This is a genomic window from Fibrobacter sp. (assembly GCF_045601785.1).
Taxonomy (GTDB): domain Bacteria; phylum Fibrobacterota; class Fibrobacteria; order Fibrobacterales; family Fibrobacteraceae; genus Fibrobacter.
In genome coordinates this window covers 1-24,017 of the sequence record NZ_JAZSAF010000029.1, presented here as the reverse complement: position 1 = coordinate 24,017, position 24,017 = coordinate 1, and the positions used below count along the sequence as shown (strand labels likewise).

Annotated in this window: 25 protein-coding genes, 1 tRNA gene and 1 rRNA gene; 6 read left to right on the top strand and 21 right to left on the bottom strand. The window is 49.8% G+C overall.

All coding sequences use genetic code 11. From position 1 onward, the window contains the following. Positions 1–432: ribosomal RNA gene (locus tag ACKI61_RS04750) — 16S ribosomal RNA — on the bottom strand; the annotation flags it as partial. Between the two features lie 340 nt (positions 433–772). On the opposite strand from ACKI61_RS04750, the gene ACKI61_RS04745 reads away from it, so the two are divergent. Further along, positions 773–931 carry a hypothetical protein gene (locus tag ACKI61_RS04745; protein ID WP_407456630.1) on the top strand — a complete coding sequence of 53 codons (159 nt, stop codon included), beginning with the start codon at positions 773–775 and terminating at the stop codon, positions 929–931. A gap of 3 nt (positions 932–934) precedes the next feature. On the opposite strand, the gene ACKI61_RS04740 is transcribed toward ACKI61_RS04745, so the two are convergent. Then, positions 935–1,825 carry a patatin-like phospholipase family protein gene (locus ACKI61_RS04740; RefSeq protein ID WP_407456629.1) on the bottom strand — a complete coding sequence of 297 codons (891 nt, stop codon included), beginning with the start codon at positions 1,823–1,825 and terminating at the stop codon, positions 935–937. Positions 1,826–1,939: 114 nt separating this feature from the next. Between ACKI61_RS04740 and ACKI61_RS04735 the strand changes: the two genes are divergently transcribed. Beyond that, positions 1,940–2,791 carry a lysophospholipid acyltransferase family protein gene (locus ACKI61_RS04735; protein WP_407456628.1) on the top strand — a complete coding sequence of 284 codons (852 nt, stop codon included), beginning with the start codon at positions 1,940–1,942 and terminating at the stop codon, positions 2,789–2,791. 54 nt (positions 2,792–2,845) lie between these two features. Here ACKI61_RS04735 and ACKI61_RS04730 read toward each other — a convergent pair whose 3' ends face one another. The 12 genes from ACKI61_RS04730 to ACKI61_RS04675 all read right to left on the bottom strand — a co-directional run bounded on the left by ACKI61_RS04730 (position 2,846) and on the right by ACKI61_RS04675 (position 10,834). Further along, a complete protein-coding gene (locus ACKI61_RS04730) occupies positions 2,846–3,292 on the bottom strand; it encodes a hypothetical protein (protein ID WP_407456627.1) in 447 nt (148 codons plus the stop codon). Positions 3,293–3,314: 22 nt separating this feature from the next. After that, positions 3,315–3,387, bottom strand: a tRNA-Met gene (locus tag ACKI61_RS04725). Positions 3,388–3,432: 45 nt separating this feature from the next. Further along, on the bottom strand, positions 3,433–4,173 hold the full coding sequence (locus ACKI61_RS04720; protein WP_407456626.1) for a metallophosphoesterase family protein: 741 nt from the start codon (positions 4,171–4,173) through the stop codon (positions 3,433–3,435). Positions 4,174–4,582: 409 nt separating this feature from the next. Continuing rightward, positions 4,583–4,939, bottom strand: coding sequence for a polymer-forming cytoskeletal protein (locus ACKI61_RS04715; RefSeq protein WP_407456625.1), 357 nt, complete (start codon positions 4,937–4,939; stop codon positions 4,583–4,585). Positions 4,940–4,960: 21 nt separating this feature from the next. Next, complete coding sequence (locus tag ACKI61_RS04710; RefSeq protein ID WP_407456624.1) at positions 4,961–5,761, bottom strand: M23 family metallopeptidase; 801 nt, start codon at positions 5,759–5,761, stop codon at positions 4,961–4,963. A 6-nt stretch (positions 5,762–5,767) separates the two neighbouring features. Continuing rightward, positions 5,768–6,796, bottom strand: a complete 1,029-nt coding sequence (locus tag ACKI61_RS04705; protein WP_407456623.1) for a ParB/RepB/Spo0J family partition protein — start codon at positions 6,794–6,796, stop codon at positions 5,768–5,770. A 3-nt stretch (positions 6,797–6,799) separates the two neighbouring features. After that, a complete protein-coding gene (locus ACKI61_RS04700) occupies positions 6,800–7,585 on the bottom strand; it encodes a ParA family protein (protein ID WP_407456622.1) in 786 nt (261 codons plus the stop codon). After that, the gene (locus ACKI61_RS04695; protein ID WP_407456621.1) at positions 7,582–8,286 is read right to left on the bottom strand and encodes a 16S rRNA (guanine(527)-N(7))-methyltransferase RsmG; all 705 of its coding nucleotides are present in this window, start codon (positions 8,284–8,286) and stop codon (positions 7,582–7,584) included. Before ACKI61_RS04695 ends, ACKI61_RS04700 begins: the two co-directional genes overlap by 4 nt. 272 nt (positions 8,287–8,558) lie before the next feature. Further along, positions 8,559–9,389 (bottom strand): hypothetical protein, encoded by an 831-nt coding sequence (locus tag ACKI61_RS04690; RefSeq protein ID WP_407456620.1) that lies wholly within the window; start codon positions 9,387–9,389, stop codon positions 8,559–8,561. Positions 9,390–9,426: 37 nt separating this feature from the next. Continuing rightward, entirely contained in the window at positions 9,427–10,071 is a 645-nt protein-coding gene (locus ACKI61_RS04685) for a hypothetical protein (RefSeq protein ID WP_407456619.1), read from the bottom strand. 40 nt (positions 10,072–10,111) lie between these two features. Further along, positions 10,112–10,492: a VOC family protein gene (locus ACKI61_RS04680; RefSeq protein ID WP_407456618.1), complete on the bottom strand. Its 381-nt coding sequence runs from the start codon at positions 10,490–10,492 to the stop codon at positions 10,112–10,114. Between the two features lie 9 nt (positions 10,493–10,501). Then, complete coding sequence (locus ACKI61_RS04675) at positions 10,502–10,834, bottom strand: hypothetical protein (protein ID WP_407456617.1); 333 nt, start codon at positions 10,832–10,834, stop codon at positions 10,502–10,504. Between the two features lie 252 nt (positions 10,835–11,086). Between ACKI61_RS04675 and ACKI61_RS04670 the strand changes: the two genes are divergently transcribed. The 4 genes from ACKI61_RS04670 to ACKI61_RS04655 all read left to right on the top strand — a co-directional run bounded on the left by ACKI61_RS04670 (position 11,087) and on the right by ACKI61_RS04655 (position 14,369). Next, entirely contained in the window at positions 11,087–11,587 is a 501-nt protein-coding gene (locus ACKI61_RS04670) for an O-acetyl-ADP-ribose deacetylase (protein WP_407456616.1), read from the top strand. A 75-nt stretch (positions 11,588–11,662) separates the two neighbouring features. Continuing rightward, entirely contained in the window at positions 11,663–12,061 is a 399-nt protein-coding gene (locus ACKI61_RS04665; RefSeq protein WP_407456615.1) for a pyridoxamine 5'-phosphate oxidase family protein, read from the top strand. Positions 12,062–12,517: 456 nt separating this feature from the next. Further along, positions 12,518–13,441 carry a porin family protein gene (locus tag ACKI61_RS04660; protein WP_407456614.1) on the top strand — a complete coding sequence of 308 codons (924 nt, stop codon included), beginning with the start codon at positions 12,518–12,520 and terminating at the stop codon, positions 13,439–13,441. Positions 13,442–13,544: 103 nt separating this feature from the next. Next, positions 13,545–14,369 (top strand): hypothetical protein, encoded by an 825-nt coding sequence (locus ACKI61_RS04655; protein ID WP_407456613.1) that lies wholly within the window; start codon positions 13,545–13,547, stop codon positions 14,367–14,369. On the opposite strand, the gene ACKI61_RS04650 is transcribed toward ACKI61_RS04655, so the two are convergent. From ACKI61_RS04650 to ACKI61_RS04620, 7 genes are all read right to left on the bottom strand, one after another. Further along, positions 14,366–16,153, bottom strand: coding sequence for an FISUMP domain-containing protein (locus ACKI61_RS04650; RefSeq protein ID WP_407456612.1), 1,788 nt, complete (start codon positions 16,151–16,153; stop codon positions 14,366–14,368). The two genes, ACKI61_RS04655 and ACKI61_RS04650, sit on opposite strands and share 4 nt — an antisense overlap. Before the next feature lie 3 nt (positions 16,154–16,156). Next, a complete protein-coding gene (locus tag ACKI61_RS04645) occupies positions 16,157–17,230 on the bottom strand; it encodes an FISUMP domain-containing protein (protein WP_407456611.1) in 1,074 nt (357 codons plus the stop codon). A gap of 62 nt (positions 17,231–17,292) precedes the next feature. Then, entirely contained in the window at positions 17,293–20,340 is a 3,048-nt protein-coding gene (locus ACKI61_RS04640) for a fused MFS/spermidine synthase (RefSeq protein ID WP_407456610.1), read from the bottom strand. Positions 20,341–20,385: 45 nt separating this feature from the next. Next, positions 20,386–21,588 (bottom strand): hypothetical protein, encoded by a 1,203-nt coding sequence (locus ACKI61_RS04635; protein WP_407456609.1) that lies wholly within the window; start codon positions 21,586–21,588, stop codon positions 20,386–20,388. A 62-nt stretch (positions 21,589–21,650) separates the two neighbouring features. After that, positions 21,651–22,313 carry a hypothetical protein gene (locus tag ACKI61_RS04630; protein WP_407456608.1) on the bottom strand — a complete coding sequence of 221 codons (663 nt, stop codon included), beginning with the start codon at positions 22,311–22,313 and terminating at the stop codon, positions 21,651–21,653. 2 nt (positions 22,314–22,315) lie between these two features. Then, positions 22,316–22,972, bottom strand: coding sequence for a serine protease (locus ACKI61_RS04625; protein ID WP_407456607.1), 657 nt, complete (start codon positions 22,970–22,972; stop codon positions 22,316–22,318). Between the two features lie 186 nt (positions 22,973–23,158). Further along, positions 23,159–24,017: BspA family leucine-rich repeat surface protein (locus ACKI61_RS04620; RefSeq protein WP_407456606.1), on the bottom strand; the 859-nt coding region annotated here is incomplete at its 5' end.

Genomic DNA, 24,017 nt, shown 5'->3' with positions numbered 1-24,017 from the left:
TCCCTCACGACAGTGGTTTACACACCGAAATGCTTCTTCCCACACGTGGCGTTGCTGCATCAGGGTTTCCCCCATTGTGCAATATTCCCTACTGCTGCCTCCCGTAGGAGTCTGGGCCGTATCTCAGTCCCAATGTGGCCGATCACCCTCTCAGGCCGGCTACCGATCGTCGCCTTGGTGGGCCGTTGCCCCGCCAACTAGCTAATCGGACGCAAGCTCATCCCATGCCGATAAATCTTTTGTCAACTCCCCAGGCGGGGAGCCACGATATCCGGTATTACCCGCGCGTTGGCACGGCTATTCCCGGGCATGGGGCAGATTGCTTACGCGTTACTCACCCGTTCGCCGCTATGCATTGCTGCACCGCTCGACTTGCATGTATAAGACACGCCACCAGCGTTCGTTCTGAGCCAGGATCAAACTCTTCATTGATTTTTTTTTAAAGTCTTGGTCCCGTTAATCACGTTCGTATTATTGACTATTCCAAGAAATCTCTTGGACCCGTCACTAAGCACATCTCCGATTCCTTCAATCTTCCCGGCGGCCTCGCGGGCCTCCGTCGCATTCGTCCGGGCTTGGACCCTTTCGTTCGCGGGTGAGGCCAATTATAGAACTTTTAGCCGGCATCGTCAAGGGGGGAACGCGAAAAAAATTCACTTTTTTTCATTTTTTGTCTTCTTTGTCGATTTGTTTACATATTTTGCTGTCAATCAACGCATTAGAGGCACGTTTTTTTGTGATACCACCCCTTTTTTTATATACTTTTCCATATATGAGCTACGAATGCAGACACCTGCGAAACACTTTCTGCAATAAACGGAAAAAGGAATGCGATCCTGGCGCTCCGGGGTGTGTCCTTCGCGGTCGTTTCGTATTCCCTTTCAGCGAATCCGCCAACAAGGATCCGCACGACAAGCCCAAGAAGGGCTAGCGGTTATTTCTTGAGGCCGTCTATCGGCTTGAGGAACTTGAGCAGTTCCTTCTTTACCTCGTCATAATACTCATCCCAGATATTGGAGATTTCACCGATGAGCGAAACGTCGTCCATCGGGTACTTCTCTTCGACCGGCGGCGCTATGCGGAAGACATTCTCCTTGCCGATGTTGGCGCAAGCCTCGTAGTAGCCCGAGTTTCCGGTGCGGGCAATCCATTCGTCCAAGATGTACTTGCCCCAGCCGAGAACGCTCTTGTCCTTGGGCGCGCTGTTGGGGCGGTCCATCCTGGTATTGAAAGAAAGGATTCGATAGTTGCCCTTGAATTCTTTTACGTTGTTCAAACCGGATTCCAGAACCATGATCGGGTCATTCGCCCACATGCCGCCATCGCAATAGATTTCCTTCTTGCCGTTCTTGGTGCGGGATACGGTATCGAAGTAAGTCGGTGCAGAACAGCTCGAAAGCACGGCGAACCACTGTTCCGTCATTCCGTCGCCCCTGTCCCATACCTTCTCGACGCTTTTGCCGTTCATGAAGGTGGCCGGAATAAACATCGGCTTCTTGAATTCGTACATGCACTTCTTAAAATTCGTCTGCAGCAACTTTTTCAGCTTGGCATTGTTGTAGCGGTAGTAGTTGTTCGTGACAACGCGCGCAGCACTCACCTTGGTGAATATTGCAGACAAATTATCTTCGTAAAGATTATAAAGTTCATCGGCGCTCATGCCGTTGCAAAGACCGACCACGGCAATGCTCCCCGTCGATGTTCCGGCGAAGGCGTCACCGATATCTGCAAGGTGCTTTCCCAAGTCCTCTTCGAGTCGACGCATAAACTGCAGCGGTCCTATGCCGAGGGCTCCACCACCAGAAACAGAAATAGCAAGCTTCATTGTTTTCTCCTTTTGTAGAATCCTATTTTATGACAGACAAAATAACTTCTTTAATCCACGGCGAGGACGTTTTTTTAGTAAAATAATATCTACAGTTTTTTTAAATTGTAGTCGATGAACCGCTTTTGCAGGACATGCGAAAATTTAACGGCCCTTCTCTTTGAAAAGGCCTTGTCCTTTATGCTGTTCAATGCGGGCTGGAAAAAAAGAACCGTCAACGCAAATCTCGACTATGTCCATGTTGACGATATTACAGACAAAGAAATTTTTTACAGACAACTGATTAAAAACCTAGCACACCACGTCAGTGAAATCATATTCCGTTTCGGCTCTTTCAAAAAATTGCCGAACAAAATAGCGGACTACCCTTTTCAAGAAAGCAACACCTTTTACAAGATTGCAGCCGGAAGCGATTCCGTGCTCGAGAAAATGCGCAGTGGCGGAATATTTCTTACGGCGCACTACGGAAACTACGAAGCGATGGGCCCCTGGCTCTGCAGGCTTGGGATTCCCCTCAAGGCAAGTTACATTCCGCTAAAGCCCAAGTGGCTGAACCGCATTGTCGAAAACAGAGTCCGCGCCATCGACGGAAAAACCTATTCGGTCCACGCCAAGACACCCAGAGAATTCTTGCAGCTGCTAAAAGGAAAAAAAATGTTCTGCCTACTGATGGACCAGGACAGCCGGATTCCCAGTGCCTCCGATGGAATTTTTTTGGGAAGGCCCGCAAAGGTAAACCCGCTTCCGGAATTCCTGCTCAGGCATGAACCGGGAACACCCGTGTTCATCTGCTGGATGGAAGAAGCGGACAAGTGTAAGACGCTACATGCCGAAGAGATCTGTTCAAAAAATGTAAACGACTCTTTCAACCGCTGGCTAGAAACGCGCATCCGGGAAAAACCCACACTCTGGTACGGCTGGACACACCGCCGCTTCTACAGCACCGCGAAAGAAATCTACCTATAAAAAAAGGATTGCTTTTTCAGCAACCCTTCAAGAAAATGTAATCCGAAGTTTTGACTAGTTGTTCGTCCTGAGACCCGCGGCTTCGAAGGTCGCCTTGTTCTTCGGGTCCGGGAGTGCAACCGTCGTAATCCAGTTGTATTCGGCAATGCCTGCAAGGCCAACGCGGGCGCAGAGCTGGTCGCGTGCCACATTGTACGCATTCAGAATCTGAATCTTTTCGGTATCGCTAGCCTTGTCGATCTTTTCGGACCAGCGCACTCCAAGTTCCACGAGGCCCGCACTCGCCTTGGCGTAGAGCTTCGCCTTTTCAGTTGTGATTTCCGTAGAAGCGGGTGCCGTAAATTCGTCAACCTTGACGATAGGCACGCTCTTGGGAGCGGAAACCTGCACCTGGTTCATCTGCGGAACGTTCTGTTCATCGCTATCGCAAGCGACAAACATCGGAGTTACGAAAAAAGAGGCGATCATCAACAACGCCACTTTTAGGATTCGTCTTGACATATCAGCCTCTTTTTCAAAATACTAGCGGCTTGTGGGCTCGAACCACAGACCTGCGGATTATGATTCCGACGCTCTACCAACTGAGCTAAGCCGCCAAATTTTTCCCAAATTTAGTCAATAAGGTTTAAAAATTCAAGGGGTCATTCAAAATAAACTTCAGTTTCTACAAAATTTTCACCCCATTTGATCACCTGCCAGCCCGGAGCGGCACTCTGCAGGTTAAAATAAGGCATGTTAGGGTCGATCTGGAACTGGGTGGCAGGAGCGACATGGACAATCTGGCGACCCATGTTCACCTCGAACTGGTGGTGGTAGTGCCCTGCATAGATATGCGTCAGGTTCTTGATACCTCCGAGGACTTCCTGGACTTCCACCATGTTTTCTAGATGGAAACGAAGATCCATGAAACGGTGTCCGCAGAAGCATGGCGGATGGTGCATGAACAAGATTATCTCGCCCGTGACCTTCGCCGCCTCGGACTTGAGCCATTCCAGCTCTTCTCTAGATACATTCCCGCAGGCACTGTCCAGGAAGAATATGGACCTTCCCTTCAGGTCGTAACGGTAAAAGCAGCGGTCTCCCGACACCTTGCCTTCAAGGTCGAAGTAATTCTTCATCAAGTCGAGATTGTCGTGGTTGCCGGGAATGACACACCAGGGGGACTTGTAGTCCTTGAGAAGTGATGCCACATACTCGTATGCGCCGGCTTCGGCGTTTTCGGCAAGGTCACCGGACAAAACGAGCAGGTCCAAATCCTTCATAGAGTCAGAATTCAGCGCATTGCGGAAATTTGCGCAGACATCGATTCCCTGCACTAGTTCCTCGCCGTTTCCGATGTGGATATCGGATATCTGGCCTATTTTTAGAATTTTGGACAACATTTTGCTTGAATAATATAACTATTATATGTTCACTGTGCGTAAAAAAAAGGATTTTTATTCAAAAATGTGACTTCTATCATGTTGAAAAGAGCCATTTTTGCCCAATTTTCAACATACAAAGGTCTATTCACTGTGAATTGGCATTGAAAACTAGACTTCAACACTTATCAACATTGAAAAAAGTGAACAGTTTGAAAGTTTTCAACATCTATCATCAATTTATTTAAGCGTGTAACTTTTTGACACTCATCGAGTTATAATTCCACTATCACAAATCTATTCACTATCCACGCTATTAATTACCATTACCATTTATATAAATAATCTAATAAATATTAGTATAGGTGTGGAGAAATGAAAAACCTCTCCTTTTTGGGGAGAGGCATATCTTAAAGGTCGGGTCAAGTTCCTACTTGTCTTCCTTTGCGGCAGGCTTTAAACCCATCTGGCAGTTACCCTGGAAGATTGCACCTTCCTGAATGATGAGCTGCTTTGTCTTGATGTTCCCTACGAACTGGGAAGAGCTTTCGAGGATGAGCTTTTCGGCTACATCGATGTTGCCCTTGACGGTACCTGCAATGACAGCCGTTGTCGTCTTGATTTCGGCCTCGACCATTCCCTGGCGTTCCACGATGAGTTCGCCTTCGATGGAGATGCTACCATTGATGGTGCCTGCCACACGGACATCGCTCTTGCCGCTGACATCGCCCTTGATGGTCACGCTGTGGCCAATCTGTGTGATTTCCTGTTCGCCTTTAATAGCCATGTTTTACCTCTTGGTGTGTTCCTAATAATTTATAAACAGTTCCGGATCCAGTTCTTTGCCGTTCTTGGTGATGGAATAGTGCAGGTGCGGCCCGCTGGTGTTGCCGGTCTTGCCTACGGTTCCGATGATTTCGCCCTTGCCGACGGTGCGGCCCTTGCGGGTCCTGATATCCTTCAGGTGTGAATAGCTGGTCACGTAGCCGTTCTCGTGGTTGATGACGATCGTGTTGCCGAGTTCGTCTTTCTGGCCCGCAAATTCCACGGTGCCGCTGCCCGATGCAAAAACGGGGTCGCCGAGCTGTGCCGAGAAGTCGGTTCCTAGGTGGTCATTTTCTTCGCTGAACTTCTTGCTCACGATTCCGACGACAGGAATCACGTTGGGGATGTGCTCCAGGCGGATTTTTTCTTCGGGCGGTTTCCAGCCGTGGATCCCTTCGTAGTCCACGTCGATTTTTTGCGACGGCGTGTGGGCGAAGCGGTTCTTGTCGATAAGGCTGTTGATTTTTCCGGAATCGTTCTCGATGAATGTTCCTAGAATATTCTGGATGCGTTCTTCCAAGACCCACAGCGAGTCGATCCTGAAGAAGAGCTCTTCGTAGTTGGCGTTCTGCTTGATGAGCTGGGCATTTGCGGTTCGCATTTTTTCGTACTGGACGAGGGTACGGCCAATGCGGCCTGCGTTGTAGACGACAAAGCCTGCCGCTATAAGGAGCAGCACCAGGAAAACTTTGAGAAAGAAGAACCACTTCGTGTTGACGCGGTACTTCTTGATTTCCTTGGAATCTTCCGGAATGATCTGGACGATGTAGTACTTGCCTTTCATGTTCGCCTAGCGGTTTTCCATGAGTTCCTGGATGCGGGTAAGGTCGTCCATGGAATAGTAGTTGATGACGATGGTGCCCTTGCTTTCGTTGGAGGCGCTCGGGTTGAGCTGCACCTTGGTCCCGAAGAAGGTTTCGAGCCGGGACTCGAACTGCTTCATGTCGGCGCTGAGTTCCGGCTTCGGCTTGGCCGGGGTTACGGTCCCTGAGCTAGTCGAAGGGTCGGCGTGGACTTCCGGCTGGTCTTCGTCGCCTACCTGCGCCGGGTCGGCTGCCGCATTTGGAGTGGCAGGTGCATCGCCGCGGATGAGCGCTTCGATCTGGCGCACGTTCAGGCCTTCTTCGATAATGCGCCTTGCGAGCTCTTCCGCATTTTCGACCTTGTCGCTGCAGATGGCGCGGGCAGCCCCGCTGTTCAGCTTGCCTTCCTCGATCCAGGCGAGAACCTGTTCCGGGAGCTTCAGCAGGCGGAGGGCGTTGGTGATGGCGGAGCGGGACTTGCCGACGATCTTCGCCAGGTCGTCGTGCGTGTAGCCATGATTGTTGATAAGTTGTTGATAAGATTTAGCCACTTCGACCGGGTTGAGGTCGACGCGCTGGATGTTCTCGATGAGGGCCCATTCGGCCATCGTCTTGTCGTCGAGATTTTCGTAGACCTGTGCCTTGATAGTCGCCATACCGGCGAGCTTTGTGGCGCGGGTGCGGCGTTCACCGCTGATGATCTGGTAGCGGTCACCCACTTTGCGGACGACAATCGGCTGGATAAGTCCGTGCTGCTCGATGGTCTCTGCTAGTTCCACCAGTTCTTCGTCGCTGAATACCGTGCGCGGCTGGAACGGGTTCGGGTCAATCAGGTCGACGCTCAGTTCAACTATTTTCTGCGAGTTATCCACAACTGCGGCTGTTTCTGCGCCGTTGTTTCCGGAATTTTCGGCAGATTGTGGATTGTTTTGTTGGATGTCAGCTGCCGCCGGTGCGGAATGGTCCTTGAGAATGTCGGAAAGGCTGCGACCCAGTGCGAAAGATTTTTTACCCATTGACTACTTTCCCTTGTTCAAGATTTCTTCGGCGAGTTTCATGTAGGCCTGTGCGCCGCTGCTCTGCACATCGTAAAGAATGGCGGGCTTACCGTGGCTGGGTGCTTCGGAAAGTTTCACGTTTCTCGGGATCATCGCCTGGAACACGGTATCGCTCAGGTTCTCGCGGACTTCTTCGGCGACCTGCTTGCAGAGGCTCAGGCGGGAATCGTACATGGTGAGGAGCGCACCTTCGATCTTGAGGTTCGCGTTCAGGTTCTTCTGGACTTCGCGGATAGTCTTGAAAAGTTCAGTCATACCTTGCAGGGCGTAGTATTCGCACTGCACCGGAATCAGAACGCTGGTGGCGGCGGTCAGCACGTTCAGCGTCAAAAGGTTCAGGCTCGGGGGCGCATCGATGATGATGAATTCGAAGGACTGCTTCAGGACATTCATCACGCGTTCGAGACGGCGCTCGCGGCTCATGGCGTTCACCAGTTCAATTTCCATGACGGCAAGATCCGGGCCGGAAGTGATGACCTTGAGATAGTCGAGGCTCGTGTCGAGGATAGCTTCCTTGATATTGTCGTAGGTGACGTTATCCGGATTTTCGGCCATGTTCAGGACTTCGTGGATGTCCACATCCTGCATCTCGTTATAGCCGAGACCCTGGGAGGCGTTACCCTGCGGGTCCATGTCGATAAGGAGAGTCTTCTTCTCCAGTGCGGCAAAACTTGCAGCCAGGTTCACGGCTGTCGTGGTCTTGCCCACGCCACCTTTCTGGTTGCAGACTGCTATCACTTTACTCATTCATTACCTCGAGTGACTAAGGCGTAAACTTGTTCTTCCTGCGGGAGTGCATATTTATATATGTGTACTTCCGGGTTCGATTCCAGGTGAACAATATTGTTGAAACTTTTCAGCGTGATGAATTTACCGCCACGCTTGAGTCCCGGCTGGGCGCGTTCCCAGTCGTTTTCGAAAGTCGAGAGTGCGCGGCAACTCACAAAATCCAGGTAGGCAAGTCCCGAAGTTTCGAAACGCTTGCCCACGACAGTCAGGTTCTTGAGACCGAGTTTTCCTTTGGCGTAGTTCATGAACTCCACGCGCATGTGGCGGGGTTCGACGGCAAAGAATTCTACTTCGGGCATCACGATGGCCAGCGGGAAAATCGGACAACCTGCACCGGCACCCATATCAGCCCACTTACAGGTGTGGGGTATGAGGTCGCACCCTTCGGTCGCTTTGAGGAGTGAGGAATTCGGAGTTGAATTGTCTTGCAATCCACCCTTCACTATATATATATAGGGAACGAGGGAATCTGCGATGTGGCGGCTCAAGAATTTCTCGGAGTCCTTTGCCGAAATCAGGTTGCCGAACTGCTTGGTATTTACCACCAAGTCCGCAAAATCATAAAGCTTGCCCAGAACATCTTCGGACAGCTGCACACCATGTTCTTGCAAGAACTGGTTCAAGAGATTCTGCTGTACAATGTTGGATCTGTAACTCATTCTTCGGTTTGGTAACGTTGGGACTACGGCTTCGCCATAGTCCTACATGCTCATACTCGGTCATAAAAATATGCAAGCATATTTTTGCGACACTCGTAATCGCACGTTTCACGTGGAACAATTTAGTATTATGAAATGTGAATACAAGAAAAAAGGGCGGGCGCCCTTTCACTTTTTAAAAATATCCGTGGATAAGTTTTTGATAAATGTGGATTTTGTGTGAATAGAAAACAGTAGGAAGTAGGATGTAGACAGTAGACAGTGGTTGGTGGTTAGAATGTTCCACGTGGAACACTTATGATATATTTTTTGTTGGCGGGGCGGCCGAGGAGGTCGAAGTGCTTGGCTTTTTCGGGGATGAATGTCGGACGGTTTTTGCGGAGGATCGGTGTGGTGGAATTGGGACCGACTTTAACAAAGAAAATTTTTGCATCGTAATTGCTGTAAGATACGGTGAATCCTGTTTCTGTAGTTTCTATGAGTTCTTGATGTGCTTTATCAAATGTTTTAGTATAGGTATCACCTTGTTTTTTCAGTGTATAGTCAATTGCATTGCAGGTGTTTTCGTTTTCAGGGCTGGGGGTTCTTAAAGTGTTTTCATATATGCGTGGGCTTTCATCTGGATTTTCATATGGGGTTCCATCTATATTCATTTTTTCATCATATAGGGTATCGTTGTGCAGGTACATGCAAAGGATATCTTCTAATGAATCCGGTTTGTCCGAGTTTAGACCATATTGGTATATGCAGGTAGAATCTTTTTCTAAATAATAAATGGTTACCTGGGAAATGTTACTTTCGAGAAGAGAGGTGGTTAGCTTAATTGTGGAATCAGTTGTTTCTTTCATCACACTATATTTTTGTGTGTCACATTTTCCTTTACTATAACATTCGACGACACTATCTAAACTATTATCGGTATAGTAATATTTAGAGGATGAATAATAGATTTTGTCATCTACAAAGCTAGGGGCGTATGTGCTATCTACACGATAATTGTTGTTCAGTCTGTATTCAATATAGTCATTGCGTAAATAGTCGAGGCAGTTTGCAGCATGCACATTCAGTGCGATAAAGGATAGAATGAAGATCAGTTTTTTCATATAGGAAAATATAGTAAAAGGTTCCACGTGGAACATCTCATTTCCTATAATACAAAGTGGTATACTTGTTGCCGCCGTAGCAGGGGCCGGGGGCTTTGAAATACTTTTTGTGGTCAAACTTGATTGATTTCTGGATGAGGGTGTTTCCCTTCATTTCATATTCGTAGGTGTCGATGATAAAGTTATTATCGCTTTTTCGAATACACTTGTTTTTATTATCGGGGTCGCGGTATGTTTTTAAATTCCTGGGAACCCAGTTGTTGACTTCGTAAATGGTATCTTTTTTGAGGTAGAATATCTGATGCTGTTCATTGTCATTATCGATATAGACGGAATCCTTTGCACGGTAGACGGTGAAGTGCCATTTTTCCTTCAAGGATTTCCAGTCGTATTTCGTGACCTTGCCGACCTTGGTGGAGTCGATTTTCCAGTCAGGAATGTAGATGGATTTTTTTTCGACATTGCGGGCAAGGCAAGATTGGTACAGGTTCATACTGTCGAGGTGATTGCCTGTCCAGTGATATTTGATGGTATAGACCATCCCGTTTTGTTCCTGATAGAGACTGTCCGGTAGTGTTTCGCCGGGCATGATGAGGGCGTGATCCTGAAAGTTCGTTGCGAAATAATTGAACGTGTGACGGATGCAGTCGACCGCATGGGCATTTAGAAATGCCACTGCCAATACAATAAATATTCTCCTCATACCTAACTCCGCCATTTTTCTAAACTGTAATCTCTACCCTATTGCCTTCGGGGTCGAGGACGACACTTTCGTAATATCCGTCGCCGGTGGTTCGGGGTTGCCCTACCACCTGGATTCCATCAGTGGACATTTCTTTGGTCAAACGGTCCACTTCCTCTTTTGAACCCACTGAAAAAGATAGATGTGCATATCCGAGATGTTCCACGTGGAACAATGCATCGATGTCGGGGCGGTGCATCACCTCCAACCGGGCGCCACTTTCGAAGGTGACGAATCGGCTGGTGAACTGCTTTGCCGGATTATGATAAATCGGGTGAACTACCCCGACGAAATACTTTCGGTAGAATTCGCATATTTTGTCGATGTCTTTTACCCAGATGGCGACATGTTCGATTTTCATAATCAATCATTAAAATTTCGTGAGGCCTTCAGTCAAGGGACATACAACAGGACCACTTGAATTGAGTGCAGCCCCGATGGTGGCTTCTGTAATGCAGGCGCCGGTCCCTATCAAAAAGTTCCTGATGAAATGGCTTTCTCTTCTAGGTCTATTGATGTCCGGCTCGGATTCGCTGTAAGTTGAATCCGGTTCGGAAGGAATCTCGCCGTAGTTCACCTTAAAGACCATGGCTCGGGTTAGTTTGATGGAATTTGCGTCTTCGGCAGTATTCTTAGGTAAAAGCTGCGCGAAAGACAGGCAAAAAGCTGCCAAGACAATTGCTGATATTAGAAAAAACCTCATATAACCTCCTGTATAGTAATATAACAAATTATGGTGTGAAGGGTTATATCGAAGACAATTTTCAACATCTATTCACATAATCAACAATAATGTTTATGTTCCACGTGAAACGCAACCAAGGTTACCAAGCAAAAATGTGCTTGCACATTTTTATTTGGTAACCGCAGGGTGTCGGACTTTGACCTAGTCAAAGTCCCAACATAATGAGGTGATTTATATCGATAAATTATATATATTATACTTGAGGTTATTATGATTGAGATTGAAGTTATCCAGGGCGACATCACCAAGCTTGCGGTGGATGCCATTGTGAATGCGGCAAACTGTTCGCTTTTAGGTGGTGGCGGTGTCGATGGCGCCATTCACCGGGCGGCGGGTCCGGAACTTTTGAGGGCATGCATCCCCCTGAACGGTTGCGAGACCGGCCAGGCAAAAATCACCCTGGGTTTCAGACTCCCGGCGAAGTTTGTGATCCATACTCCGGGGCCGGTTTATCGGGATGGTCAACATGGCGAACCTGCACTTTTGGAATCTTGCTATAAAAGCTGTCTGAACCTGGCCGAGGAGAACGGCTGCGAGACGGTCGCCTTCCCCGCTATTTCTTGTGGAGTTTATGGCTACCCCTGGGAGGCCGCTACCGAGATTGCCGTGAAGACGGTTCGGGACTTTCCGGCGCGAAAAGTCAAGAAGGTCATCTTCTGTTGCTTTGGCGAGGAGATGGAAAAATTGTATAGAGAAACAGTAGGAAGTTGAAAATAGGAAGGGGTTGAAGTATTGCCTACTATTTTTGTATATTTAGTTCAATTGTTTTAAAAAAGGAAGATTCTTATGGAAGAAGTCGTAAAATTTCTCAAGGATTGCGGTGCGTATTTCTTGGCGACGGTCGACGGCGACCAGCCGCGTGTCCGCCCGTTCGGTACCGCCAACTTTTTCGAGGGCAAGCTCTACATTCAGACGGGCAAGTCCAAAGACTGCTCCAAGCAGATCCAGAAGAACGGCAAGGTCGAAATCTGTGCCATGAACAAGGCCGGTAACGAGTGGGTCCGCGTTGCCGGTACGCTGGTCCGCGACGACCGCCGCGAACCGAAGGTCGACATGCTGGAGCACTACCCCGAGCTCAAGTCGATGTACTCCCCCGACGACGACAACACCGAGACGCTCTACTTCAAGGACGCGGTTGCCACGTTCTACAGTTTTACGGCCGCACCCCGCACGGTAAAGTTCTAATTTTTTCTCGTCCTAAATTTTTTTCAGCGATTATCCCGGCTTTGGAGGTCGGGATTTTTTATGTCTTGAAGGTTATTCATTGTTGATAAATTTTATAAACATTGTACTCACATTGTGTTTCATGTAAAACTGAGCAACAAAATTTTAGTTGATAGATTTAGGATAAAATTTTTAAAGCTCACAAAAAATTGTGGATACGAACTCCTAAATGGAGGAAAGTTTCACGTGAAACAAAAATGGATTGTTAATAATTTGTGGTATATTGTCAAATTCTTGGACGACTCTATTTTTCATTATCAACAAGATATCAACAATTGCCAATAAGGAAAAATTATCGGTCAGAGCGACGGAATTGAGCTGTTGGCTTGAATTGTTGATAAATTTTATCCAATTTTCACGCAGGAATTGTCCATTTTTTTTGAGTTTTTCGGCTCCACATTTATTATAATTAGGGTGATGAGATTGCTTGTTTTTTGGATGATGTTGCTGATAGCCCCGCTCGCCTTTGCGCAGGGGGTTTTTGAAGGTTCCGGCGAAGTGAGCGACCCGAACTGCGTGGGCGACGGATGCGGATTTGTCCCGGCGGATCAGGCCAATCAGGAAAATGCGCAGGGCTACGAGTACGGGACTGATGCGGCCGTTGATACCACCACTACCGATTCCGTTCAGGCTGCGGCCGACAGCACTCAGGCAAAAGACAGCGTCAAGGTCTCGACGACTAACATCGACGAGGAGGACGACGCGTCGCACTTTATCACCGAGAACGCGGCCGAGTACCGTGCCCGCAAGGAAGGCTTTTCCAGGGGCGTCCAGTTTGGCGTCCGTGTTGCGGGCGGCATAAGCAAGAGTTTTGGCAGCAAGTCGGACGACTGGAATGTCGGTCCCGAATTTGGCGGCGGCCTCATGGCGAGGCTTCCGCTCGGGCAGTCCTTCGGGGTGGCGACCGAGCTCGACTTCAGCTACCGCAGCTACAGCTACGAAGGCAAATCTGACTACGGCAAGAACGAGGCCACGATCGACGAGATGCTGTTCGAGATTCCCGTGATGGGCCAGTTCGTTTTTGACGAGGACGGCTTCTTTGTGAACCTGGGCGTGAACCTTGGGCTCAAGATGAGCGGCGATTCCGAATTCAAGCAGACGATCGATACCGAAGCCAAGCACGAGAAGGACAAACGTTCCAATACCGTCCCGACGGTCGGCGTGGAAGTCGGCGGTCTCCTGGGTGTGGGCTATGTCGTGAACCGCTGGCTCATGGTTGATGTGCGCGCCGTGCAGAATTTTACCAACCTGCTCGACCTGGACCTGATTGCGGAATCGGCCTTAATGAATTCAAAACTTTACACGATGCATGTCGTGCTGGGTGCGACGTTCCTGCTGTAGTCTAGGCTCCCTGCCTAAGTAAAAAATTTTTTCTACACTCTTTTTACACAGATAAGTTATTTTATAGGCGGCGTAGTTATAAATCGTTTATTATAATTGACTTATGGATTTGAAGAGATTGAGTGTGGTGTTGGCTATGGCGTTTGCACTTACTGTGCCGGCCATCGCCCAAGATGATTCCAACGACGACGAAGGCTGGGCGACTGCCCCATCTGCCGAAAGCGCCCCTGGTGAAGAGGCTCCGTCCTACGACGGTTCCACCGACAGCGAATTTGCGAACGACGAAGAATACGCCAGCGCCTACGCCCGCTACAAGGCCGAAACGACCAAGAAGTCCGAAATCAACCGCATGCGCAACGAAGGTTTCCAGCGCGCAGTGCTGCTCGGTGTCCGCGCACAGGGCGGCATCAACACGTTCTTCGGCGAAAACTCCGACGGCTGGAAGATTGGATTCCAGGGCGGCGGCGGCCTGGTTGTCAAGATGAATTTCATGGTCAAGAACCTGAGCCTTGTTCCGGAACTCACCTTCAACTACAGGCACTACGCCTACGAGCAGGACATGGACGCCTACACCAACGAGGCATCCATCGACATCATGATGTTCGAAATCCCGGTGATTTTCCGCTACACGTTCGAAGACTACGACTTCTACGTGGGTCTTGGCCTGAATATGGGCCTGAAGCTGAACGGTTCGTCGGAGTTCAAGACCAGTGGCGGCAAGCGCGAGAACACGGTCGCGACTTCCGGTATGGAAGTGGGCGGCGCCCTTGACATCGGCTACATGCTTACCCGCTGGGTCAGCGTGGATGTTCGCGTGGTGCAGTGTTTCACGAGTCTTTTGAACAAGACGCTCGTTGCCGAAGAGATCTTCTACGATTCTTCGCTGAACACGTTCTACACCACTGTCGGTGTGAACTTCATGTTTTAGTATTTAATACAACGGATGGAGTGTCCGTAGTATTTTTCTTCGGACTGGGTTGTATCTATCCTGTCGAACTGGGCTCTTAGACGGAATCCCATTCCGAAGAATTTTCCATTTTCATCATCAGTCCAGAAGGAAGCCTCTTCGGTAGTCCTGATAAAGGTGCTGCTATAGGCGCCTGCAGGAAGAGCCGAGAAACCGATGGCGTCTATGCCTTTGCCGTTTTCATTCCATAGGTCGGCGTTCGCCTTGAGAAGCAGTCCTGCGGGAAGGTTATAGGTGTCGGAAATATAGTGTGCCAATGTATCGTATTGACTGAGCGTGGGTAAATACCAACCGTCGGGGCAGATTCCTTGGTGCGTCGTATCATTGCAGTAGTGACCTTCTCCGCATTCCGATTCCGAGCGCCCTCTTGTGGCGGCCCAGGTATATAACCTTCCGTAGGTGTCGCAGTTGCCTTCCTTGAATCCGTTTCCGCCACCGCACCAGCTCTGAACTCCAGGATTGTATTCGTAGTTCAGGTTCTGTGCCATCCATGTCTGGTTGTTGAAGGTGAATGTCTTGTAGACTTGGCCATCTCGGCTGTCGGTCATTTCGCCATATTCGATATCTGGATTGAGATAGGTGATGGCGGCTTTTTCTTCTCCAGGTTCTACAATGGTTTCTCCCAGGTCGATATTGAAATCAGGCGGCTCGATGGTCGTTTCGGACAAGTTTGCAGGGGCGGTTTCAATGGTATCCTTGATGCAGCGGATTGCAAGGGAATACATCTGCTTGGAAGTACGATTTAGGCTGAAAACTGCTACATGAAGCGAGTTCATTTCTGTGATGTTGTCATCGCTGGCCCAATACACGGCCATGGTGCTATCATAAACGCCAGACCAGATTGCGCCTGAAGGCAAAGCGTTGAATCCAAACAAATTTTCAAAGGGAGTGTATTTAGCACGTCTTGAAATGGAATTCCACATAAGAGAATCTGCGTAAAGGTTGCGCGGGGCATATCTGTAGCCATAGCCCGATGTTCCATCAGTGGAGCCGTCAATGCTGGCTGCAAGCGCGAGAATATCCCATTCCTGCTTATCGGGAATATGCCAGCCATCGGGACAGATTCCCTGTTTTGGATTGGGATTTTGTACTTGACCGGCGGAATCAAAAGCCGCGGCGTAAGTATAGAGTTTTCCAAATGTGGCGCAGTCGCCGTGCTTGCGTTTTTGAACGTGCTTACCGCCACACCAGTTATTATGTTGGACAATGTCGGTTTGATTGTAGAAAACGGTGGAAGGACTGTAGTTCAGGTTCTGCGCCATCCAGGTTTGCGTGCCTATGGTAACCGTCTTGTAGACTTGTCCATCGCGGGAGTCTGTCATGAGACCGTAGCGGACAGTCTCTGGCTTGACATAGCGGCTGCCGGAAGAGGCTGGCGTAGATGAAGAGCTAGAGACATCTGAACTACTTGACGGGTCCGTTTCGTCGTCACCGCTGGAAGAAGACCCGCCGTGGCGGGCGTTGGACGAGGAGTATTTCGACGTGGAAGAGTCGCGGGTCGATGAATTCGAGCGCGTCCAGCCCCAGGTGCCGTTCTCTTCTTGGTCGCAGACGAACGACGCGTCCTTTTCTTCGACAAAGACCTCGATGCCGTTCAGGGATTCATCGCAGGTGAATTGTTTGAGTTCATCGATCGTTGATAATTCGATGGGCGTGTTTGCACTCGTGAAGTTCTCGCTTTCGGATTCGCTGCAAGCTGTCAAAAGGAGTCCGCCTGCGATGAGTGCCATTGCAATCTTTTTCATGAGCTAATCCTTTACGCAGCGGACGTCAACATTTGCCGATTTATAGGTATCTCTGAGCCAGTAATAATAGAATTCATGTTCACGTTCGAGTTTAGCAGTTCTATGGCTAAGCAATTTTGCCTCTTCGGAACTATTAGTGGAAAACCAGATACCGCTGATTAAATTGCGGCTTGTGTCGGGCGAAGGTCCCCAAAATTCATATTCGTTCATCAGGGTTTCGTATGCGGAACCTGTTGGCAATGCATTGAGTAAATCGGTTAGGTCTCTTTCGGTGGGAATGTGCCAGCCATAGGGGCAAATGCCTTTCCAGTGTCGATTGTCATCACAGACCATTTTGTTGCCGCAACCGGTATTTACGGAGTCCATGGCGGCACTCCAGCTGTATCTGCATTTATTTTTGATGGAGTCGCAGTAAATGTGGCCTTTAAGGGAAGGTACCATAATCGAATCTGAAAAGCGAAGGTTGTCGATAGTCCAGGTGCAGCTGCCGACAGTCATGGTCCTGTACTGGTTGTTGTCGCGCAGGTCGGTCAGGATGCCGGTTGTCTCGTCGAATTCGCTTCCGTAGAATGTTTCGTCCCATGTGACCAGGTGGCTTTCGAATGGCGGCTTTTCGGTGGAGTCGGGGTACCTGGTGTATGCCGAGATGGAGCTGGAAGACACACTGCTTGATGAATGGGGTGCGTCCGAAGAGTAGAGCATCATTTCGCCGGAAGAATACTCTTCAACCGTAGACGAAGAAGATTGCGCTCTTGCAGACGAATAGTAGTCTTCTGTAGATGACGAATAATCACGTCCAGACGAATTGTCGTCGCCTTCAGAAGAGGAGCTGCTCTCCGAGTTTTTTCCCTTTTGCAGGCTCACCCATTTTTCGCCATCGCAGACGAATTTCAGGTGTCCGTCTTCGACCTTGACGATAGAGTCTACATAGCTTTCGTTGCAGTCGAGGGTGTGCAGGACAGAAAGGTTCCTGACTGTTGAAGGCAGGCCCGAAGGGGCGTCAGTAGACGATTCGCTGCAGGCGAAAAAGAAAAACGGTGCAAACGCTAGCGCTAGACATGAAATTGAATATCTCATGTGTAACTTCTCCTAATCAATGCGTCAAATATAAAAATATAGCTGCAGCGACTGCAGAAGGGCTACTTTGCGAGCTTTCTCCTGAGTTGCTGGATTTCGCGTTCGATGAGTCGCTTTTCGACGGCGAAGAAGCTTTCGTTCTTCTGGATGGCGTTCTTGTAGATGATATCGGCCAGGTCGGGCTCGTCGGCGAGGAGCGCAATCACGATGCAGTCGCGCAGGAACAGTTCGTCCATGTCGCCCATCTCGTAGCGGTCGTAGAAGTCCGCGATCAGGAGCGCCGCCTGCTTGTAGACTCCTTCGCGGGCGGCTTCGACGATGTTGAACTCTTCGGCGAAGCTTTTCGGGAAGGCGCCCGCGTTCACGGCCTCGCTGACCTTGATGTAGACTTCGTCGGTATCGCGGGCTTCGAGCGGGACCTTGCGAATCCATTCCATGTAGTTCTCGCGGAACTTCAGGAAGCCCACAGATGCTTCGAGTGATGCAAGGCGCGGGTCTTCGGGCTGAGTGCTATCTGCCGCGGTGGAATCGGCGGTGGTTGCGGTGTCGGCGAAGGTTTGCTGTGGAACAGTAGCTGCAGCCTTGGCGTCTATTTTGGCTAAGCTGTCTGCGGCGGCCTTCGCGAGACTGTCTGCAGTCGCCTTCGCAGCGCCGAGTTCTGCCACATAGGAAAGCAACGCAGTCTTCAAAAATTCGTCCTTCGGTTCGGCAAGCATTGCCTTCACGCGGGCTTCGCGGCGGGGCTTGTAGTCTTCGGGATCCAGGTATTGCTGCCAGCAGACTTCGCAGCTGTCGAACATCTGCACGATGTGTGCTTCGGAGTGTACGAAGCGCGCCTCTTCGGCCTTGTTGTCGACCATCGGGATGAACAGGCTGTTAGGCTTAACGCCATCAAGGAGTGAGGCCACCATCTTGTTCGTGAACAGGAAGTTCCTCTCGCCGAAGAATTCCGGATCGCGGTGGATGCGGTTGAACTCCGCGACCAGGGCGGTATCTGTCGAGAAGCGCCCAATGCCTTTCTGCATCACCGGCTCGTCGCTTGCAATCATAATGATGTCGGGTTCGTCGGTGGACTTGTAAAGGCTCACGTAGGGGAACACCGTGTCGAGTGCCTTCAGGATATTCAGGAACATCAGGTCGTTGAATTCGTAGGTCTGAATCCACTGTACCCAGAGGGCGCCCGGTTTCATGTAGCGGCGCATCTTGGCGTAGAACTCGTGCGCAAAGAGCCCTGCCACGCCGCTCACCCACGGGTTACTCGGCACGCTGATAATCATGTCGTACTTGCGGCGGTTCGTGTGGAAGAATGTCGTCGCGTCGTCGATGAAGATGTGGATTCGCGGGTCGTCGTAGCCGCGGTAGTTCCACGGGTAGAATCCCTTGGCGAGTGTCATCATGGCTTCTTCGATTTCGACGCAGTCGAAGTCCTTGAGCAAGGGGTCTGCGAGCAGGTAGTGCGCGCCCATGCCGCTCCCGAAGCCAACCATTGCGGCGTCGTAGGGTTCCGTCTTCACGGCCATGGGCATGAACGCCGTTGCGGCCTGCGTGAGTTCGTCGCTCGAGATAGGAGCTTCGCGGTTCTTGCTCATGCTCGCATCAGCCTTGCCGTTCGTCTTCACGTAATAATGCACCGGCGATTCATGGAAGCTGATAGTCGCGGTCTTTCCGTCGATTACCTGGATCTTTTCGTTCGGGTGCATATTCTTGTAGCTACGGAACACGCCCGAAGTGATGAGCGACGGGTCGAACTTCACGAACAGCGACGGGAGAATCATCACGCACACCATGATGTAGAACATTACGCTGTAGCGGAAGCGCCTGCGGTAAACCACTAGAAGAATGAAGCCGATGGCGAAGTCGAGGAGCGCCGCCGTGACGAGGGCGCCTTTCAGCTGCAATAGCGGGAGCAGCAAGAGTCCGCCGCCCGCCGAGCCGATGATGGAGCCGACCGTGTTCCAGCCGTAGACCTTGCCGATGGGCGCTTCGCTCTTGAAGGCGCGCGTGAGAATCAAGGTAATCAGCGGGAGCGTCATGCCCGCAAAGAAGCTGGTGGGCACCATCCACAAAAGCGAGAGTGCGTACTTGAAGAGGCTCCAGCAGATGTAGCCGTCGGATGTCGGGTTGAAAATCTGGTTCGCCTCGTTCATCATGCCCCAGAAGGGCTGGTGGAAATACAAGGTGCAAAGTGCAAAGAAGGCCATTAAAATCTGCGCCATCGAGAGCACCACCAGGCTGTCTTTCTTAAGGAGCTTTCCGCTCACGGCGGATCCTATCGAAAGTCCCAGGATGAATGCCGAAAGCATCTGGTCGAAGCTGTGGCTCGATGAACCGAGCAAAAGCGAAAGCAAGCGGATCCAGACGATTTCATAAACAAATGAGGTCAAGCCAGTAATCGCCGCAATCCAGAGCCACGCGGATTTGGGCGGCATGGCGAGCTTGTGTTCTTCCACGAAGTCGGTGTCTTGTTTCTTGGGCTTTTTGGAATCCTTGGTGGGAACCGGCGAAGTCGCGATGCCAATGAAGCTGAATACTGCCGCGAGCAGGAAGTTGATGGAAGCCGCAACGCACAGGGTGGCATGGTTTCCGATTTCTGGAATCAGGAGGTAGCTTGTAGCAAGGATGCCGATGGCAGAACCCAGGCTGTTCGTGAAGTAGAGCATCGGGAGCGACACTTCGGCGCCGCTCTTGCGCATAAGCCCTGCTGCAATGAAGGGAAACGTCATGCCGACGGCGATGGCGATGGGGAGCGTGGAACCGGTGGCGAGGAATACCTTTGCCACTTCGGCCTGTCGGCTTGTAAGGGATGCCGTCCACGCGGAATCGTAGAAGATGCCCGTGAGCCACAGGTAAAGCGGATGGTAGGCGACTCCCCCGATACCGATGAAGAGTTCTACGATGCCGTAGCCCAGCAGCGGACGCTTGGTGCGTTCGACAAGCTTGCCCGCGACAAAGCTGCCTATGGCAAGACCGCCCATGTAGATGCAGAGCGTGAGTACCTGGCCGTAGCTGGAATGCCCGAGAAAGAGTTTAAGGTAGCGAGCCCACGAGCCTTCGTAAATGAGGCCCGCGAACCCGGAGAGGGCAAACAGGAAATAGACCAAGATGTTCATGGCGTAAATTTATATAAAAAAGACGCCGTTATATGTAAAAGAATTTTATGGTCGTCCGCCTTCAGTAAGACCGAATTCCCGACGGGCCCAAGTTTCCATATAGGGCAGAATTTCCTCGTAAGGCACCACGATCATTACGCTGCCGTGAGTGTGCTCGCCGATTTCGAAAGAGTACCCGTCAAAACCGATACCGTCCTTCAAGAAAGAAGGCTCCAGCCGGAAATCCATGCCGATGGCATTGGGACGGGCATCGTATTTTTCCGCATACTTGCGAAGAAGCAATACAATTTTTTCCTTTTCATCTGGATTGAAAATAGTGGAATCAACCAGCGACCCGTCTCTCTTCGAGAACGTCCGATGATACTCGTAAAAGTATCCTCCGGCGGCACCGGCTTGGTAACCGGCGTTCGAAATATAATAAGTCGTCCACAGCTGTGAATCGAACGCGACATCTATGCTGTCCTCGCGCTCGTATTTGAGGGTGGCGGCGACTTCCGTATGGGTGCTGTCATAGTACCAGTCATCGGGATAATTCCTGAGTTCGGATTCAATGGACCGCTTGTATGCTTCCACCTGACGGTAAAGGGCTCTTTTATGAATTTTTCCTAAATGTCTAGAATCAAGGACCGTGTCGGCATCGGTCAAGTCCTCGCCCAGCAGCCCCTTGATGATTTTCCGGTAGACCCATTTAGGATAAACCTGGAATCTCGGCAACTTCCAATGCAAGGAAACCGTGTAAAACCTGGTGCTGTCACGCATCGTCCCATAATTGGCGAATTCCATACAGCCCTTCTCTTTTGTGGGGTCACACTCAATCAATTCGTCATCATGTATGGCGATTTCCGCCTTGACCCGCTCCAGATCGCTTTTTCCAATCAGGCTGTATTCCGTTTTCATGTCGGCAAGCACGGAATGGATTTTATCCACCTTCTCTTCCAGAGCGGACAAGTCCTTGTCATTTTGAACCTGCAATACAACTGTCGGTTCCTTTTTGGGGGCATCTTCCGGTTCTTTGGAACCGCTTTGGAAAATAGTAAGCGAGCAGACAACCACCGCGATAAGGTATGCTACCGACAAAATCGAACTTACGATTTTCTTTGCCCTGGAACCCGTTGGGCTCGGCCTGTTCATCATGGCGAGCACGAACGCCACTACGGCAAGCGGCAGCAAGAAAAGGTACATTCCTCCCCGCGACACAAGGCCCATGAGAAGGCCGGCCAAGATAAAAAGAGTTTCAAAAATTGCCATATTCTACTCCTTAGTAGAGAAAAGAATTGCTCTTAAAAAATAGCTCTTTAGTGTGAGTTCAACTATGGTACAGTGACGTAGCTTCGCACCTGATATGTGCATTTGGATACGTCAGTCGTGGTGGGTCGGTTTTGGTTTCGTATGTATTCTGACAAAAGGATACCGTCGTAGAAGAAAGAGGTGTTCGCCTTGCGAGTGCTGTTTCCGAATGTCATCCCGATTACCTTACCGTGGCTTGAAATCGCCGCACCACTGAAGCCACCAGGCATGCGAACGTTCAGTGCACAGGCTACATACTCGGGGAACGTCGAGTCCGCAACGACCTTAGCAGGAAAGGACTTACTTTGGACTCTGGGGTCATCTTCGAGGATTCCTGTTACAGTGACTGGTTCATCGACTTCAACCAACCTGTCTTCGATTTCGCATGCGTTGAGAAAGACGCTGTTGTCAATCTGGATGATTGCCAATGTGAAATATTCGTTTTTGGTTTTATCGAGAATGGTGTCCACAGAATGTTCTACCCTAGCGATGATAGGTTCGTTGTTTACCATCACAACGATGGAATCCAGTTTCTCGGTATGGCGGGCAACATACCCAGTGGTAACAATGAGATGTTCGCTGAACGCAATGCCATTACCGTAGATTTTGGTTATGTTATGTATTTCTGGTTCGGCGAAAAGGGCCGTCGCCAGGATGCAGATGATGAGGATGATCGTGTGTTTCATGATTACCCCTCCCTTTCTATGTGAACTCCCCTGAACACGTAATTGGAGTTCAAGATGCTGATAGCACATTTTCTAACATTCCTGGTGTTTGGATATTCAACCACACCGTTTCTGTTCATCAGACGCACCACTTCGGTAGACTTTATCAGATTGCTGGTATTGCGTTCATTCAACGCTATCGACTTGCTTACACCGCCGACTCTTCCGTCCGTGGTAAAGTTAGGGCCGCCAGACATTCCATACTGCAATAATCCAGTCGTTCGATAAAAGGTGGCATTTCCGTCATAACGATACAGCACACGGATATTCATCGGGATAATCGTCAAGTCATGGTCGATAAGCGGGTCAGGATAGCCATAAGATGTCAGTTTTTCCCCTATGGGCAACTCAGTGTGTGCGATGCGGCAGACCATAGGCATGTTGTCGGGTTCCTCATCCAGTTTCAGCAGGACAAGGTCTTTGTCTACATCGTAATCCACGACATGAACCTGGTAGCATGTATCGTTCTCGATATCGTAATAACACGTGTTTTCATAATTCTCGATGACATGATACGCAGTCACGATGTACTCGCTATTAACGAAAAACCCCGTGCCATTACGCATTTCAGCCGCAGCCATGGCGATGAAAGAAAGGATGAGTATGACGAAGTGTTTCATGGCGCCTCCTTTTTTTCTATAAGGAATCTTTCTTGTGAAACTGGTTCAGTCTATTTATCGTCACAAAGGAAACCGATGTAAAACGTTTTTTTGAAAAAAGCAAAAAAAGTAAAAAGCCTTGTGCTGATCCGCATCAAGGCTTTGAATTTTAAGAAGGGACGCCCTACAAAGGCCGGGCGTTTTTATTTACGAATCTTTTTTGCCGAACATGTTCGTGGTGTCGCAATCAGGGCGTATTTTCCAATTGCTGATGATGCTGCTGATGTTGTCGTCGTTCAATTGACTGAAAAGAAACATTTCGTGCATGTCTGTCACATTGGATACGTCCCACTTGCTGATGTCTCTGTTGAATTGGCTATATTTTACGTCGTAGTCCACGAAGTAATCGTCATCGTCTTCCTGGCAGTAAATGCTAAGTTGGCTTTCGCCGAACATCCCGCTCATATCTGTCACGTTGGAAACATTCCACTCGCTTATGTCTCCATTAAACTTGCTTCCTTTGAACATCCCGCTCATGTTTGTCACGTTGGATACGTCCCACTTGCTAATGTCGTTATCGAAGTGGCTTCTTTCAAACATATTGCTCATATTCGTTACTTTGGCCACGTTCCACTTGCTGATGTCTCCATTGAAGTGGCTGCCATAGAACATTTCGCTCATTTCCGTCACATTGGATACGTCCCACCTGCTGATGTCGCCAGTGAATGAGCTGCCGCAGAACATTTCGCTCATTTCCGTCACATTGGATACGTCCCACCTGCTGATGTCGCCAGTGAATGAGCTGCCGCAGAACATTTCGCTCATTTCCGTCACATTGGATACGTTCCACTTGCTGATGTCGCCGTCGAATTTGCTATTCCAGAACATTCCCCTCATGTCTGTCACGTTGGACACGTCCCATCTGCTGATGTCGCCGTTGAATCGGCTGTCTAGAAACATCCCGCTCATGTTCGTCACATTGGATACGTTCCACCTGCTGATGTCGCCAGTGAATGAGCTGCCGTAGAACATTTCGCTCATTTCCGTCACATTAGATACATCCCAC